Annotated in this window: 15 protein-coding genes; 4 read left to right on the top strand and 11 right to left on the bottom strand. The window is 68.3% G+C overall.

All coding sequences use genetic code 11. The features are described from left to right. Positions 1-27: 27 nt before the first annotated feature. Positions 28-267 carry a hypothetical protein gene (locus IEW15_RS15450; RefSeq protein WP_188579523.1) on the bottom strand — a complete coding sequence of 80 codons (240 nt, stop codon included), beginning with the start codon at positions 265-267 and terminating at the stop codon, positions 28-30. A gap of 295 nt (positions 268-562) precedes the next feature. On the opposite strand from IEW15_RS15450, the gene IEW15_RS15455 reads away from it, so the two are divergent. Further along, positions 563-1,105 carry a hypothetical protein gene (locus IEW15_RS15455; protein WP_188579525.1) on the top strand — a complete coding sequence of 181 codons (543 nt, stop codon included), beginning with the start codon at positions 563-565 and terminating at the stop codon, positions 1,103-1,105. A gap of 125 nt (positions 1,106-1,230) precedes the next feature. After that, entirely contained in the window at positions 1,231-3,756 is a 2,526-nt protein-coding gene (locus IEW15_RS15460; protein ID WP_188579527.1) for a cation:proton antiporter, read from the top strand. Between the two features lie 36 nt (positions 3,757-3,792). Here the strand turns inward: IEW15_RS15460 and IEW15_RS15465 are convergent, their stop codons facing one another. From IEW15_RS15465 to IEW15_RS15500, 8 genes are all read right to left on the bottom strand, one after another. Then, on the bottom strand, positions 3,793-5,103 hold the full coding sequence (locus tag IEW15_RS15465; RefSeq protein ID WP_188579529.1) for an amidohydrolase family protein: 1,311 nt from the start codon (positions 5,101-5,103) through the stop codon (positions 3,793-3,795). A gap of 4 nt (positions 5,104-5,107) precedes the next feature. Then, positions 5,108-6,049: an ABC transporter permease gene (locus IEW15_RS15470; protein ID WP_188579531.1), complete on the bottom strand. Its 942-nt coding sequence runs from the start codon at positions 6,047-6,049 to the stop codon at positions 5,108-5,110. A gap of 30 nt (positions 6,050-6,079) precedes the next feature. Continuing rightward, positions 6,080-7,129 (bottom strand): ABC transporter permease, encoded by a 1,050-nt coding sequence (locus IEW15_RS15475; RefSeq protein WP_188579533.1) that lies wholly within the window; start codon positions 7,127-7,129, stop codon positions 6,080-6,082. Beyond that, the gene (locus IEW15_RS15480) at positions 7,119-8,702 is read right to left on the bottom strand and encodes an ABC transporter ATP-binding protein (RefSeq protein WP_188579535.1); all 1,584 of its coding nucleotides are present in this window, start codon (positions 8,700-8,702) and stop codon (positions 7,119-7,121) included. The genes IEW15_RS15475 and IEW15_RS15480 overlap by 11 nt, the downstream gene beginning before the upstream one ends. 92 nt (positions 8,703-8,794) lie before the next feature. Beyond that, positions 8,795-9,790 carry a BMP family protein gene (locus IEW15_RS15485; protein ID WP_188579537.1) on the bottom strand — a complete coding sequence of 332 codons (996 nt, stop codon included), beginning with the start codon at positions 9,788-9,790 and terminating at the stop codon, positions 8,795-8,797. A 216-nt stretch (positions 9,791-10,006) separates the two neighbouring features. Beyond that, entirely contained in the window at positions 10,007-10,912 is a 906-nt protein-coding gene (locus tag IEW15_RS15490) for an alpha/beta fold hydrolase (RefSeq protein WP_188579539.1), read from the bottom strand. Positions 10,913-11,051: 139 nt separating this feature from the next. After that, on the bottom strand, positions 11,052-11,684 hold the full coding sequence (locus IEW15_RS15495) for an FMN-binding negative transcriptional regulator (protein ID WP_188579541.1): 633 nt from the start codon (positions 11,682-11,684) through the stop codon (positions 11,052-11,054). A gap of 117 nt (positions 11,685-11,801) precedes the next feature. After that, positions 11,802-12,395: a DedA family protein gene (locus IEW15_RS15500; protein ID WP_188579543.1), complete on the bottom strand. Its 594-nt coding sequence runs from the start codon at positions 12,393-12,395 to the stop codon at positions 11,802-11,804. 240 nt (positions 12,396-12,635) lie between these two features. Between IEW15_RS15500 and IEW15_RS15505 the strand changes: the two genes are divergently transcribed. After that, positions 12,636-13,574: an alpha/beta hydrolase gene (locus IEW15_RS15505; RefSeq protein ID WP_188579545.1), complete on the top strand. Its 939-nt coding sequence runs from the start codon at positions 12,636-12,638 to the stop codon at positions 13,572-13,574. A gap of 18 nt (positions 13,575-13,592) precedes the next feature. On the opposite strand, the gene rfaE1 is transcribed toward IEW15_RS15505, so the two are convergent. Both rfaE1 and IEW15_RS15515 read right to left on the bottom strand, forming a co-directional pair. Continuing rightward, positions 13,593-15,125, bottom strand: a complete 1,533-nt coding sequence (rfaE1, locus tag IEW15_RS15510; protein ID WP_188579547.1) for a D-glycero-beta-D-manno-heptose-7-phosphate kinase — start codon at positions 15,123-15,125, stop codon at positions 13,593-13,595. A gap of 49 nt (positions 15,126-15,174) precedes the next feature. Beyond that, the gene (locus IEW15_RS15515; RefSeq protein ID WP_188579549.1) at positions 15,175-15,777 is read right to left on the bottom strand and encodes an SIS domain-containing protein; all 603 of its coding nucleotides are present in this window, start codon (positions 15,775-15,777) and stop codon (positions 15,175-15,177) included. Between the two features lie 208 nt (positions 15,778-15,985). On the opposite strand from IEW15_RS15515, the gene IEW15_RS15520 reads away from it, so the two are divergent. Then, positions 15,986-16,429, top strand: coding sequence for a cupin domain-containing protein (locus tag IEW15_RS15520; RefSeq protein ID WP_188579551.1), 444 nt, complete (start codon positions 15,986-15,988; stop codon positions 16,427-16,429). Positions 16,430-16,474 lie beyond the last annotated feature (45 nt).

Here is a 16,474-nt window from a genome sequence, read left to right on the forward strand (position 1 = left end):
CCCCGTCTGCGAGGCTGCATAGCCTCATCAACCAGCGACGTCCGCCGAGCCCTTTTCAACATCGGGCGGGACATCCCCCAGGAACAGCTTGCCGTGATGCACGCCAACTTCCGCCACGGCGCCCGTCACACCATGGTCGCTCTGGCTGTCGCCGAGTTTCGCGATCGCCGCCGCGCTGAAATCATCCAGCCAGCCCTGAACGCCATGCAGGCCATGGTCGACATAGCGCGTGAGGCGGGCTTCGGAATAGCGACGGGGGCTCGGCATAAGAGGGTATCCTCAGGCGCGGACTGGGCAGGGTGATCAGGGGAGACGATGCCGCGCTTCGTGCAGCGCCGCAAGCCATACTCTGCCTGTCACGACATGCGCCGGGGACATGACCCCGTGCCGTCGACCCTGGCCGATGCGCGGGAGGGGCGCCGTCAACCATGATTGATCGCCGGTCGGGCGTGGCTGGCACCGGACAGAGCGTCGATGGCATGGTCATACCCACAAGCCTTTTCCTCTGTTGCCGGCCGGGCATCCCCGCCATCGTGCGGCCGGTCCTCTCGACGAGGTCGCCATGGCGTCCCGTATATCCGGCTTTCCGACCTATCCGGCGCTGTATGCGGCGATCGAGCGTGCCTGCACGGATGCGGCCTTTCTGAACAGCCTGGTTCAGAACCCTGCGCAGGCACTGGCGCAGGCAGGGGTGGCGGTGCCGGCGGATGCCGATATCCGCGTCCACCAGTCGCGGCCCGGGCGGCTGCTGCTGACCTTGCCGCCGATGCTGTCCGGGGATCGGCGGGATCCGGACATCCTGCCCAATGATCCGGCACTGCGGCCGATGGCCGAGGCGATGCTGCGTGCCGCGCGCGAGCCGGCATTCCGCGAAGATCTGCGGGCGGCACCGGTCGCGACCCTGCGCGGCCAGGGTGTGGTTCTGGCGCCGGGCATGATGGTCGACGTCATTGACGCCGAACCTGGGCGGATCGACATCATCATTCCCGATCTGGCGCCGCCCGGCCCCGGCGCGTTGGCCGGCAGGATGATCGGCGCCTCGGCGCTGCTGACCATGGGCGGTATGGTTGCCTTCGGTATCCAGCGCCATGGCCGCCCGGGTTGAGAGCCGGGTGAACCGCTGCGGCGGCTGTTGAGAATTGCGTCAGGTCACAGAGCTGTTCTCACCGTCAGCCGCAGCGTCTGCTATGATCTGGCCGCTTTCGGCAAGGGGTCAGAGGAGATGGACGCGTGACGACGGGCGGTATTACCGGACTGGTTCTGACACTCGCCCTGCTTCTTGTCGTCATTGCCGCCATACAGCCACTTGCCCGGCGGCTGGGTCTGGCATCGAACGTGCTGCTGGCGGCGGTGGGGGTCGCCATCGGCGCCCTGGCTGCTTTCCTGCTGTTCACCTCGTTCACCGATGTGTTCAACGAGGCAGCACGGGCCGTTGTCTATCTGAGGATCGACAGCCAGACCATCATCACCGTCTTCCTGCCGCTGCTGCTGTTCCAGACCGCGCTGACCATTGATGTCCGCCGGCTGTTGGACGATATAGCGCCGATTCTGTTGCTGGCGGTGGTGGCGGTGGTGGTGACGACGGCCGCCATCGGGTTAGGGCTGTCGGCGATCTTCGGCGTGCCGCTCCTGGGCTGCCTGCTGCTGGGCGCGATCGTGGCGACCACCGATCCGGCAGCGGTGGTGGCGATCTTCCGCGACATCGGCGCGCCGGGCCGGTTGACCCGGCTGGTCGAGGGCGAAAGCCTGCTGAACGATGCCACCGCCATTGCCCTGTTCTCGGTGCTGATGGCCGCACTGGTCACCGCGCGCGCGACCGGCGTGGAAGAGCCGGGCTCCGCCATGCTGCTGGATGCCGCCAACGATCTGGCCGTGGGACTGATCGGCGGCGCGGTGTTCGGTCTGGTGGTCGGCCGGCTGGTGGTCGCCGGGCTGCTGCTGCTGGACGATATCAAGGCGGCGGAAGCGACGCTGACCCTGGCCGGCGCCTATATCATCTTCGTGGTCGGCGAATACAGCCTGGGCGTGTCGGGCGTGGTGGCGGCGGTGGTGGCCGGGCTGGTGGTCTCGGCGCTGGGCCGGTCGCATGTGGCGCCTGAGAACTGGCGGCATCTGCTGAACGTGTGGGAGCAGATCGCCTTCTGGGCCGGGTCGATGATTTTCGTGCTGGCGGCGCTGATCGTGCCGCGGCTGATGGAGGACGTCGATATCTATGACATCCTGACCATCGCCACGCTGGCGCTGCTGGCGCTGATCGGCCGGGCGCTGACCCTGTGGCTGCTGCTGCCGGTGCTGAGCATGTTGAGGCTGTCGGCCAGGGTGTCGCACAGCTATCGGGCGGTGATCCTGTGGGGTGGCCTGCGCGGCGCGGTGACACTGGTGCTGGCGCTGGGCGTGGTCGAGGCGCCGGGCCTGTCCGACGGCCTGAAGCGCTTCGTGGCGGTGACCGCGACCGGCTATGTGCTGTTCACGCTGTTCATCAATGGCACCACGCTTCGGCCGCTGATTTCCTGGCTGGGGCTGGACCGGCTGTCACCGGTGGGCGAGGTGCTGCGCCGCCAGGTGCTGGCGCTGTCGCTGACCGATGTCAGGGGGGCGGTCGAGGATGCCGGACGACGCTATGACGTGAGCCCGACCGTGGTGCGCGAGGTGGCCCAGTCTTACGCCCGCCGCGCCGATCAGGTGTCGAGCGATACCGATATCGAGACCGAGATCGCCGATCGTGAACGGCTGGGCGTGGGGCTGGTGGCACTGGCGGTGCGTGAGCGCGGACTGATTCTGGATCTGCATGAGCGTCGTACCCTGTCGACCGCCACCGTCGACCGGCTGCTGCGCCTGACCGAAGCGCTGCTGGAAGGCGGCCGCAATGAAGGCCGCCTGGGCTATATGCGCGTGGTGCGCACCGCACTCGATTTCGAGCACGGATTCCGGGTCGCCTATTGGCTGCACCGGCGGATGCGCATCGACCGGCCGCTGGCGCGCCGGCTGGCCAACCGGTTCGAGATGCTGCTGGCCTTCCGGCTGGCGATCCAGGAACTCAGGCCCTATGTCGACGAGCGGATCCGGCCGATGCTGGGCCGGCGCATCGCCGAGCTGATCGCCGACATGCTTGATGGCCGCGCCCGCCAGGTGGCCGGTGCGCTGGATGCCATGCGGCTGCAATATCCCGATTATGCCGAGGCGCTGGAACGACGGTTCCTGGCGCGGATGGCCGAACGCCACGAACTGGCCCGTTATGACGCACTGGCCGAGGAAGGCCTGCTGGATGCGGAACTGCATGACGATCTGCGCCGGGGCGTGACGGCGGCTGAAGCCCGCCGCGACGCCCTGCCGCGGCTGGATCTGGGCCTGGACACCAACGAGCTGATGCGCCGCCTGCCGCTGTTCGTGGAACTGGGCGACGACATGCGCGCCCGTGTCCGCCAGTTGCTGCGGCCGGTCTTCGTGCTGCCGCGATCGGTGATCTTCCGGGCTGGCGACAAGGGCGACGGGGTGTATTTCATCTCGTCGGGCGCGGTCGAGGTGCGGATCGAGGACCGGCGTATCAGGCTGGGCCGTGGCGACTTTTTCGGCGAGATGGCGCTGCTCGACCACCGTCCGCGCAGCGCCGAGATCGCCGCCCTCGGCTATTGCCAGTTGTTGTTTCTGGATGCCGGCGACTTCCGGCGCCTGATCGGCGGCGACGAGACCCTGCTGCACAAGTTCGAGACCATTGCCAGGACGCGTGCGGCCCAGAACCGCAGCGCCGCCACCTGAGGGGGTGCGGCGCCCGGTCAGGCAACGCGCGGCCGCTCAGGCCCCGATGCGGCAGCGGGTCAGGCGGGTGCCGCCATCCAGCAGCAGGGTGGTCTCGGACGGGGCGGTGCGCGCGATCAGCCGGCCGGCGCGGATGACCGACAGCCGGGTCGCGCGCAGGCGCAGGGCCTCGACCTCGTCGCCGGCATCCAGGATCACGATATCGGCCTGGCATCCGGCATCGAGCCCATAGCCATCCAGGCCCAGCAGGCGGGCGGGGTTGGTGGTCACCGCCTGAAAGCAGCGGCGCATGTCGTCGATGCCGGTCATCTGCGCCACATGCAGGCCCATCGATGCGACATCGAGCATGTCGCCCGAGCCCAGCGGATACCACGGGTCCATGGCACAATCCTGGCCGAAGGCAACCGTCAGCCCCGCCGCCATCAGCTCGGGCACCCGGGTCATGCCGCGGCGCTTGGGATAGGTGTCGTGGCGGCCCTGAAGGGTGATGTTGATCAGCGGGTTGGCGATCACGCCCAGATCGGCCTCGGCCATCAGCGGGATCAGCTTGGAGACATAGTAGTTGTCCATGGAATGCATCGAGGTGAGATGCGAGCCTGTGGCCCGACCGTGCAGCCCCAGGCGATGAACCTCGGCGGCGAGCGTTTCCACATGGCGCGACAGCGGGTCGTCGCTTTCATCGCAGTGCAAATCGACCCGCAGGCCCCGTTCGGCAGCGATCTCGCACAGCCGCGCCACGCTGCGGGCGCCATCGGTCATTGTCCGCTCGAAATGCGGGATGCCGCCGACCACGTCGACGCCACGGTCCAGCGCCTCGATCAGCAGGGCTTCTGTGCCTGGGCGGCGATAGAGACCGTCTTGCGGGAAGGCCACCAGTTGCAGATCCAGCCAGGGCTTGACCCGCGCCTTCACCTCCAGCAGCGCATCCACCGCCAGCAGCCGGGGATCGCAGACATCGACATGGCTGCGGATCGCCAGAAGGCCACGGGCCACCGCCCAGTCGCAATAGGCGAGCGCGCGGTCGACCAGTGCCTGGTGGGTCAGCGCGGGCTTGAGTTCGTTCCACAGCGCGATGCCTTCCAGCAGCGTGCCCGACCGGTTCACCCGCGGCATGCCATAGGACAGGGTCGAGTCCATGTGGAAATGGGCGTCGACGAAAGGCGGGGTGACCAGGCAGCCCGCGGCATCGATGGTGTCAGTGGCGGTGGCGCCGCGCGCGGCGATGCCCGGCGCCACCTCGACGATCCGCCCGCCGTCTATGGCGATGTCGACGGGTGTGGCGCCGGCGGGCGTCATGTCGGCGTCGAGTGCGCGGCGGGCGTTCAGAACCAGAAGATCGAGGGCCATGGGTTCAGCGTTCTCCCTTGCGGAACGGCACCATCAGCGCCTGAGGATAGGCGGCCCGCCTGGACATGACCACAAGTGCCAGAATGCTGAGCACATAAGGCAGCATCAGGAACAGTTGATAGGGCAGGGCGCCGCCCGTCATCTGTTGCAGGCGGGTCTGAAGCGCATCGAAGAAGGCGAAGAGCAGCGCGCCGAGCAGGGCCTTGCCCGGCCGCCATGACGCGAACACCACCAGCGCGATGCAGATCCAGCCGCGCCCGCCAATCATGTTGAAGAAGAAGGCGTTGAACGCCGAGAGGGTGAGGAAGGCGCCGCCAACCGCCATGAAGGCCGATCCCACCATCACCGCCAGCATCCGCACGCCGGTGACCGAAATGCCCTGGGCATCGGCGGCGGCCGGATTTTCACCGACCATCCGCACCGCCAGCCCGGCGGGCGTGCGGTACAGCACCCAGGCCACTGCCAGCACCAGCACCAGGGCCAGGATGGTGGGGGCGGTCTGCTGGCCGATCACCTGGCCCAGCCAGGGCAGGGACGACCACCAGCCATCGCCGAGCGGCGCGAAGGGGTCGACGGATGGCGGGGTGCTGATCTGTGGCAGCAACAGGCGATAGGCGAAATAGGACAGGCTGGTGGCCAGCATGGTGATGCCAAGGCCGGTGACATGCTGCGACAGGCCGAGCGGCACGGTCAGCGCGCCGTGCAGCAGCCCGACCAGCATGCCGGCCACGGCGGCGGCGGCGATGCCGACCCACAGATCGCCGCCCTGATAGACCGTCATCCAGCCGACCATGGCGCCCAGCGTCATGATCCCCTCAATGCCCAGGTTCAGAACGCCGGCACGCTCGCAGATCAATTCGCCGAGCGTGCCGAAGATCAGCGGTGTGGCGATGCGCAGCACGGTTGCCCACAGGCCGGCCGAAATCAGAAGCTCGATGATGTCCATGACGGGTCAGCTCCGGAAGAACGGCCGGGATCAGCCGCGGCGCAGGCGATAGCGGGCAAACAGCATCGCGGTCAGCATGCACAGCAGCGACACCGCGACCAGAACGTCGGCAATATAGGTGGGCACGCCCACCGCACGGCTCATGGCATCGGCACCGACGAAGATGCTGGCGACCATCAACGCGCCCAGGATCACCCCCAGCGGGTGCAACTGGGCCAGCATGGCGACCACCACGCCGCCGGTGCCATAGCCGGGCGACATGTCGAGGGTGAGATAGCCGGTGCGGCCGGCCACCTCGCTGACACCGGCGAGGCCGGCGAGGCCGCCTGAGATCAGCGCCACCAGCAGCATCACCCGACCGGTACTCATCCCTGAGAACCGGGCCGCGCGCGGGCTGGCGCCGACCGCGCGCATCTCGAAGCCAAGCACCGTGCGGGTCATCATGATGTAGATCAGCACCGCCGCGACCAGTGCCAGGATCAGCCCGCCATGCAGGCGGGTGCGCGGGATCAGCCGTGGCAGTTCGGCGGCCATCGGCAGGGTGTCGCTTTGCGGCCAGCCCATGGCCATCGGATCCTTCATCGGCCCTTCGATCATCATCGACACGAACAGCAGCACGATGAAGTTCAGCAGCAGGGTGGTCACCACCTCGTCGACGCCGAAGCGGGTTTTCAGCACCGCCGGGCCCAGCAGCAGCAGACCGCCGGCGATGGCGCCGGCCAGGATCACGGCTGGCAGCAGCAGTGCATCGGGCAGGCCCAGCGGCGCGGTGCCGATCCAGACCGCGGCCAGCGCCCCGCCGTAAAGCTGGCCCTCGCCGCCGATATTCCACAGCCGGGCGCGGAAGGCGACGGCAGCGGCAAGCCCGGTCAGCATCAGCGGTGCCGCGCGGGTGAGGGTTTCGGTGATGGCGAAGCGGCTGCCGAAGGCGCCGTCGGCCATCGCGCCATAGGCAGCCGGCACCGAGGCGCCGGATATCAGGATCAGAACCGCCGAGATGGCGAAGGCGGCGGCAAGCGCCGCCACCGGCACCAGCAGAGACAGCCAGGCGGGGGTTTCGGTGCGGCGTTCAAGTCGCATGGGCAGCCTCGGTGGCGGATGCGGTGTCGCCGGCACCGGCCATCAGCAGGCCGAGACCGGCCACGGTGACCGCCTCGCGTCGGGCAGGCGTGGTCAGATGACCGTCATGGATCACCGCCACCCGGTCGGACAGGGCCAGGATCTCGTCCAGATCCTCGGAAATCAGCAGGATGGCGGCGCCGCCGTCGCGGGCCTCCAGCAGACGTTCATGGACATAGGCGACCGCGCCGATATCCAGGCCACGGGTGGGCTGGTTGGCCAGGATCAGCCCCGGATGCAGGGCCAGCGCCCGGCCCAGGATCAGTTTCTGCATGTTGCCGCCGGAAAGCTGGCGGACGGTGGCATCCACCGACGGGCAGCGCACCTCATAGGCCCTGACCAGATCGGCCGCATGGGCGCGCGCCGGCCCCCGGCGCAGAAATCCCGCGCGGGAGAAATCGGGCCGGTTGCGGCGTTCGGCGATGACGTTCTCCCACACCGTCATGTCGCCGATCAGGCCTTCGCTGTGGCGGTCTTCCGGGATGCGGCCAACCCCCATGCGCACCATCCGTGCCGGATCGGGACGCGTGATCGGCTGGCCCAGAATGGTGATGCGGCCGGCCTCGGGATGGGCCATGCCGGCGATCAGATCGGCCAGCAGCGACTGGCCATTGCCCGAGACGCCTGCGATGCCGACGATTTCACGCGCATTTACCGAAAGCTGCACGTCATGCAGCCGGGGCTTGCCGCCGGGGCCGGTCGCCGAGACGCGGTCCAGGATCAGGGCCGGCGCGCCGGCCGCCACGGGCGTGCGCATCGGCCCGGTGACCTTGCGCCCGACCATCAGCTCGGCCAGCATCGCGCGGTCGAGCCCGGCCGCGTCGCGCTGTTCGATCAGCCGGCCGGCCCGCAGCACCGCCACCCGGTTGCTGACCGTCATCACTTCCGGCAGCTTGTGGCTGATGAAGATGATCGACAGCCCGTCGGCGACCATGGCGCGGAGCGTGACGAACAGCCGCTCGCTTTCCTGCGGGGTCAGAACGGCGGTGGGTTCGTCCAGGATCAGGATCCGGGCGTCGCGATACAGCGCCTTCAGGATCTCGACCTTCTGGCGCTCGCCCACCGACAAGGCGCCGACGCGGGCATCAGGGTCGACCGTCAGGCCGAAACGGGCCCCCAGCTCGGCCAGCCGCCGGCGCGCTTTCGCCCGGTCCCGCCGCCACGCCCACAGCGGCTCGGTGCCGATGGTGACGTTGTCGATGACGCTCAGATTCTCGGCCAGGGTGAAGTGCTGATGCACCATGCCGAGGCCGGCCGCGATCGCGGCCTTGGGCGAACCGCCGGGCAGCGGCCGGCCGAAGACCTCGATATCGCCCGCGTCGGCCACATAATGGCCGAACAGGATGCTCATCAAGGTGGTTTTGCCGGCGCCGTTCTCGCCCAGCAGCGCCAGGATCTCGCCCCGGCGCAGGTCCAGGTCGATGGCGTCGTTGGCCGTGAGCGCGCCGAAGCGCTTGGTAACGCCCGAAAGCCGGAGAACGATCTCCGGCGCCCGGCTCGTCGCCACCACCGCGGGTTCAGCGGATGTGGTCATGGATGCAAGCGCCCCGATGCGGATGCGGCGTCGTGGAGGATACAGCCTGAAGTGGCCGCATCCATGGCCGACAGTTTATCTGCGCAGACCGCTTACATCGTGGATTTGGGCTCGGTGTCGTCGACGGTGACGGTGGTGCTGCCATCCAGGATGGCGGCCTTCTTCGCCTCGACCTTGGCCTTCAGGTCGGCCGGGATCTTGTCGTCGAAGGTGCCATAGGGGGCAAGCGAGGCACCGCCCGGCTTCATGTTGGAATAGCTGCCGTAATCCTCGGCCTTGAAGCTGCCGTCCTTCACGGCCGCGATCGCCTTGTCGATCGTGGGCTCCATGTGCCACAGCGCCGAGGCGACGACCGTTTCAGGATACTGGGCCTGGGTGTCGATGACATTGCCGATCGCCAGAACGCCACGCTCCTTGGCGGCATCCGACACGCCGAAGCGTTCGGCATACAGCACGTCGGCGCCGCGCTCGATCATGGCGAAGGCGCTCTCCTTGGCCTTCGGCGGATCGAACCACGAGCCGATGAAGCTCACCATGAACTTGGCCTCGGGGTTCACCTCAAGCGCGCCGGCCATGAAGGCGTTCATCAGCCGGTTGACCTCAGGGATCGGGAAACCGCCGACCACGCCGATGACGTTCGATTTGGTCATGCCGCCGGCGATCATGCCGGTCAGATAGGCAGGTTCCTGGATGTAGTTGTCGAACACCGAGAAATTCGGATCCTGCGGCTTGAACGACGAACCCATCAGGAAGGCGGTTTCGGGATAGTCGCGGGCCACGCGGCGGGCCGCCTGCTCGACCGCGAAGGCCTCGCCGACGACCATGTCGGCGCCCTTCTCGGCGTATTCGCGCATCACGCGCTCATAATCGGCATTGGTCACCGATTCCGACCATTCATAGTCGATGTCGCCGCGTTTGGCGGCGGCGTCGAGGGCAATGTGGATGCGGCTGACCCACTGCTGCTCGATCGGCACGGTGTAGACGCTGGCAACCTTGATCTTGTCGGCGGCGTCAGCGTTGCCGGCCATCAGCGCCGAGACGGCGACGGTGGCGGCGAGGGCTGCGGCCCTGAGCTTTGCGAGCAGCATGGATGAGCGATCTCCGATGGGTGTCGCGGAACTTTCATGATAACGCAAGGACTGCGCCAATGCCTCAAGATCCGCCAAATCCACGGGCAGAAAACCTGCGCTGCCCGCCGGTTGCCGCCGAATGCCTCAGACTTGTGCAGGCGGCGTGACCGATTGGGCGAATTTTGACCAAATGGTACGCAAATGCAATCGATGTTTCCGACGTGGTGCGGCTGGTCAGGGTGTGGCGCCCATGCCCAGCAGGTCGCCATTCTGGCGATCGTCGCCGCCGGTCTTCGCCCAGCGTCCATGCTCGACGGCGGTGAAGAAATCGGCGAGCAGGCGGTTGACGGGGTCGGGCTCTTCGAGATTGGCGGCATGGCCGGTCATCGGCAGCACGGCCAGGCCGGCCGCGGGCAGGGTGGCCTTCAGGAACAGATTGGCCTCGATCGCCGGCGCGTCGCTGTCGCCCACGATCAACAGGACCGGCAGGTTCATCGTGCGGAATTCGTCTTCCAGCGCGAACAGCGACGGCCGTCTTGCCTGATAGCCGCGCAGGGTCAGCGCCGCGCCCAGCGGTGAATGATCCAGAAACACCGCCATCGCCTCGTCGGCGCCGCGCGGATCCTTGGCGGCGAAGGGCAGCCGGCCGGCCGATGACATATAACTGCGCCCGGCGGCCTCCAGGCCGTCCTCCAGGATACGGGCGGCCGTGGCCTCGCAATTGGCGGCGAAATCGGCGCGCTGCTCCGGCCGCGCGCCATAGCCGGCGCCGATCGCGGTGATCGATCGGGCGCGATCGGGATGACGCAGGCCGAAATGCAGCACGGCGAAGCCGCCCATGCTGCATCCCACAAGATGCGCGCGGTCGATGCCCAGACCGTCCATCACCGCGCGGATGTCGTCGGTCGCCTGCGCCTGGCCGTATTCGTCCACCGTCGCCGGCACATCCGATGGCGGATAGCCGCGGGCATCATAGGCGACACAGCGATGGCTGCGCGCGAAGCGCCGCATCTGCGGTTCCCAGCTCCGCCGGTCGCCGGCAAATTCGTGCACGAACACGATCGCCTCGCCATGCCCGGCCTCGATCACATGCAGCCGCACATCGCCATTGGCGACGAAGCGCCCCTCGACACTGCCCATCGGTCATTCCTCCACATGCATCGGCATGATCCACGCCCCTGGTGGATCTGCCCTTGTCATTGGGGAAGCCTAGCGGCGACAGCCGCCGGACGCTACTCCGCCGCGTGCCCATTCGCTCTTCCGGGATGTGGCCGCTCTTTCAGGATGCCGCATCGATCAGTGCGGCGATGGCCGCGGCATCATCGCCGGGCTCGGCCGCAAGCCCCGCGACGACACCCTGGCGGTCGGCCCGGTCGCGGTTCTGGCTCACCTTCCATTTGCCATCGATGCGGGCGATCGGAATGTCCAGGCCGACAATGCCCTTCATCTGGGCGGCGATGAAACCGGCCGGGGCATCGGTCATCGCCCAGGGCCGAGGGCGCCCGGCTTCCTGTGCGGCGGTCAGTGCGGCCAGTTGCGCCGACAGCCAGGCCGGATCTTCGGTGATCCGCGGCCGACCCCGCACCTGGACAGTGGCATAATTCCAAGTAGGGACAACTTTGCCGTGCGCCGCCTTGGACGCATACCACGAGGGCGTGACATAGGCGGCCGGCCCCTGGAACACCACCAGCGCCTCGGCGGCGTCGCGGAGGTCACCGATCTGCGGGTTGGCGCGGGCAAGATGGGCGCGCAACAGGTGGTCGCCGCCAGCCGTCTCGATCAGGTCGAAAGGCAGCAGATTGGCCATCAATCCGCCTGAACCGGCGGTGATCAGGGTGGCAAGCGGATGGTCGCGCATCAGCGCATGCAGCACCGCTGGGCGCTGTTCCTGAAAGATCCTGGGCTGGTACATCGGACGGCATTCTCTCGGCGGCGGGCGCGGGGGCAGCGTCAATGTCGCGGCCGAATGGTCTGCCGTCCAGGGCCGATTTTCACCAAGATGGCTGGTCCAATCAGAAGGCGACCATGGCTATCCCTTGCGGCGCACCACCCGGTACAGATAGGTCAGCACCATCAGCGCGATGACGCCCTTCGACACCGGATCCATATAGGCGGCAACCAGATCGTACTGGCTTTCCAGCGCATAGCCGGCAAGGGCGAGCAGGCTGGTCCAGATTACCGAGCCCAGGGTGGACCAGGCCAGATACCGCCCCATCGGCATCGCGGCGATGCCAGCCGGCACCGAGATGAGTGTGCGGATGGCGGGGATCAGACGCCCGAAGAACACGGCCTTGCCGCCGTGACGCTCAAACCAGCCATGGGCCTGATCGACCTCGTCGGGTGAAATCGTCAGCCAGCGGCCATGGCGTTCGGCCAGATGACGGATGCGCCGCCGCCCCAGCCGCCGCCCCAGCCAGTACCAGGGCAGGGTGCCGATGACCGACCCCGCCGTACCGGCCAGAATGACGCCGATGATGGTGAGGTCACCGCGTGCGGCGGCAAAGCCCGCCACCGGCATGATCAGCTCCGACGGGATCGGCGGGAACAGGTTTTCCAGCGCCATCAATGCGGCGACACCGATATAGCCTGCGGATGAGACGACACCCACGATCCATTCGAACATTCCGGCTCCACTGGCAGTGACCCATGGCCGCAGGCTGCGGTCGTGGGATGAGGTAAGCATGATCGGCAATGGACCAATGCCGAAGCGGGCCGCTTGTTCCGGAATGGCCGATCGGGGCGGGCTCCGTGACAGTTCGCCGCAGCCATTTGCCGCGCGGGAGGGTATTCTGGGGGAATCGCCACGCGCTCCCCCCGTTTCGTATCCGGCCCACCCCGTTTCTTATCCGGAAACACGCTGCTGATGACCGATTACCACGCCTCGCCTTCCGCCCCGGCCGCAGACCCGGCCGGCACGACCATGGCCACCGGCGATGCGGAGCGGGCCTATAACGCCCGTGCCGCCGTGCCCGACCACCCGGCGATCTTCGCGCGCTGGGCGGCCGAGGCGGCGGCGGCCCGGGCGGACTTCACCCGCAGCGGCCGCTTCCGGCCGGCGATCGTCTATGGCCGGCGCGGCGATCAGGTGCTGGATCTGGTGATGCCCGAAACCGGGCCCGGGGCCGGCGGCGGCGTGCCGGTGCTGGTGTTCTTTCATGGCGGCTATTGGCAGGCCATGAGCCGCGAGAGTTTCACGCAACTGGCGCGGGGATATGTCGCCAGAGGCGTCGCGGTGGCGTTGGTCGACTATACACTTGCACCCGCGACCACGGTTGCCGGCATCGTCGAGGAAGCGCGCGAGGCCGTGGCGCTGCTGTGGCGGCTGGCGCCGGCGCTCGGCCTCGATCGCCGGCGCATCGTGGTCGCGGGACATTCCGCCGGCGGTCAGATCGTCGGCATGCTGGCGGCCACAGACTGGGCGGCGCGTGATCCGGCACTGGCGGTGGCGGCGCCACTGATCGCGGGCGGCGTGGCGATCAGCGGCGTATTCGATCTGGAGCCGCTGATCGCGACCAGCATCAACGCGAAACTGGGCCTTGACGTGGCCGGTGCCCGCGCCGCCAGCCCGCACAGGCTGGCACCGCAGCCATGCACACGGCTGGTGCTGGCGGTGGGCGGGGATGAATCGTCTGAGTTTCACCGCCAGAGCCGCGATTTCGGGCGCCGCTGGCAGGCCGCCGGTGCCCGGATCGACATGATCGATCTGCCGGGCCGGCATCACATGAGCGCGGTCGAGGCGTTGGGCGAAGACGATCACCCGCTGATGCGCGCCACGCTCCGCCTGCTGGGCACGGACGACTGACCGGGGGAGGCTGCCCGATCAATCGCCGCTCTGGTTGATGCGGGCAACAGTGGCGGTGGTGGAATGGCCGGGCAGGATCGGCACGATCATCACCCGGCCGCCCCGGGCGGTGACGACATCGGCGCCGACCACAGTGTCGGGGCTGTAATCGCCGCCCTTGACCAGCAGGTCGGGCTGAATGGCCGCGATCAACTCGGCCGGGGTGTCCTCGGCGAAGATCAGCACCAGATCGACATCGGCCAGGGCCGCCAGCACCGCGGCACGGGTGTCCTGATCCTGCACCGGCCGCGACGGCCCCTTCAGCCGGCGGACCGAGGCATCGGCATTCACCGCCACCACCAGCCGGTCACAGGCGGCACGCGCCTTGCCGATCACGTCCAGGTGGCCGCGATGCAGCAGGTCGAAACAGCCATTGGTGACCCCGACGCGCAATCCCTCGGCCTGCCAGCCGGCGGTGATGCGGGCGGCATCGGCGGCCGTGTCGACCACACGGGCATGGCGGGGCGGGGCGCCTGCCGCGACCGAGCGCGCCTCGGCGTCGCCGGCGGCGGCGGCCCGGATCTCGGTGGGGGTGACGGTGGCGGTGCCGAGCTTGCCGACCACAACACCAGCCGCCGCATTGGCATATTGCACGGCGTCGACCAGCGATCCGCCGGCGGCAAGCCCGCAGGCCAGCGCCGCGACCAGCGTATCGCCGGCACCTGAGACGTCGAAAACCTCGCGGGCGCGGGCCGGCAGATGCACGGCGCTGCCATCGGCACCGACCACGGTGACACCATGGGCGCCACGGGTGGCGACCAGATGCTGAAAGCCATGCGCCCGAACCAGCGCCAGGGCCGCGCGGGTGACGGCGGCGTCATCGGCGGGATCGATCGTCTCGCCTGAAGCCATCGCCAGTTCGGCGGCATTGGGGGTGAGAACCATGGCGCCGCGATAGCGGCTGAGGTCGCGCGCCTTGGGGTCGACCACCACCGGCCGGCCGGCGGCGAGGCAGCAGGCCATGATATCGGTGAGGATATCGGGTGCCAGAACACCCTTGCCGTAATCCGACAGCAGCACGATGTCGGCGGCAGCCACCGCCTCGGCCACCGCTGCCATCAGCCCGGCATGGGCGGTCAATGACAGGCCGCCGGGGCCGTCCTCGTCGGAGCGCAGCAATTGCTGGCTCTGCGCCACATAGCGGGTCTTGACGATGGTGCTGCCATCGATATCAACCGCGAGATCGCCGGTGACGCGGTCTTCCGCCGCCAGCAGGTCGCGCAACTCGGCGGCCGCGGCATCGGGACCGACCACGGCGACCAGCCTGGCATGGGCGCCGAGCGAGGCCACATTGCGCGCGGCATTGCCGGCGCCGCCGATCATGGTGCGGCGGCGCTCGACCCTGAGCACCGGGATCGGTGCCTCGGGCGAGATCCGCTCCACCTTGCCATAGACGAAGCGGTCGAGCATGACGTCGCCGATGACCGCGACCGTCACCGCGCCGAAACGCCGGTCGAGATCGAGGAAATCCACACGGGCGGCGCCGGCGGCACGGACAGAACTGGTCGACATGGCGGGTCCGGGCTGTTGGGAGAGGGACGGGTGGCCAAAGATCTGTTGGTCAGTCGCCGGAGGGGCGCTCGTCGGGAACCAGGCCCAGGGCGATTTCCAGCGCCCCGCACAGCATCTGGCCCAGCATGATGTGCATTTCCTGAATCCGGGCGGTGGTATCGCTTGGCACCACCAGTGCCAGATCGGCGCGCCCTGGCGTGTCGCCGCCATCGCGGCCGGTCAAGGCCACGGCGGTGATGCCGGCGGCCCGCGCCGCATCGAGCCCCAGCAGCACATTCGGGCTGCGGCCCGAGGTGGTGATGCCGACCGCCATGTCACCCGGTCGGCCGAGTGCGGCGATCTGGCGGGCGAAGAGCTGATCGAAGCCCATGTCATTGCCGATCGCGGTCAGCGCCGAACTGTCGGTGGTGAGGGCGAGCCCGGCAATGGGCGCGCGATCGCGGCGATAGCGCACCGCCAGTTCGGTCGCCAGATGCTGAGCGTCCGAGGCCGAACCGCCATTGCCGAAGAACATGATCTTGCCGCCGGCGCGGATGGTGGCAAGCGCCATCGCCACCCATTGTCCGAAGGGCTGCTTCAGCACGGCACGGGTGCGGGCGAAAACCGCCGCGTGTTCATCCAGTTCGGCCTCGAAGAAGCTGTCGATATCCATGGCCCAGGTCCGATCTGCCGGTACGGCGCGTGTGCGCCGGCAACGATAGGAGGCGGCGTTGCCGGTGACAAGTCGCCACGGGCAACTCGAGCGCTTGTTTGACCTGCCGGCCGCGCCGACGGATGATCGTCGCAGACATCCGCGCGCCGGACCAAGAAGCCGCGAGCCGGCCTTCTGGCCGCCCGACAACCGAGAAGGAGCAGAAGCCATGACCACCACAACCCACCAGACCGTGCAGACGCCAGCAACCGAACCGCCAGCCCGGGTCACCATCGCCCGTGCCGACGGGGCCGGTTTCGCCGGCGACGGCCTGCGCGCCTTTTTCAGCTATCGCGACCTCGATATCGGCACGGCGACCCAGGGGCGGTTCCATGCCCATGTGATCCGCGCCGAAGAGGCGGTGACCGCCGGCACCGGCCGCCATGCCCACCGGCTGGATTTCCAGATGGTCTATATCCTGAAAGGCTGGGTGCGGTTCTGGTATGACGGCACCGGGTTGGTGGACCTGCGCGCCGGCGACTGCGTCTATCAGCCGCCGGGCATCGCGCATGAGCTTCAGGCGGGATCCGACGATCTGGAGATGCTGGAGATCACCTCGCCGGCCGATTTCGGCACCGATCCGGTCGCGGCCCCGCCAGCCACCGGACGCTGAACCCACGGCGCCGCCGAAGAGCGCCGGTCCCATCCGAGGAGATGC

Source organism: Tistrella bauzanensis (assembly GCF_014636235.1).
Taxonomy (GTDB): domain Bacteria; phylum Pseudomonadota; class Alphaproteobacteria; order Tistrellales; family Tistrellaceae; genus Tistrella; species Tistrella bauzanensis.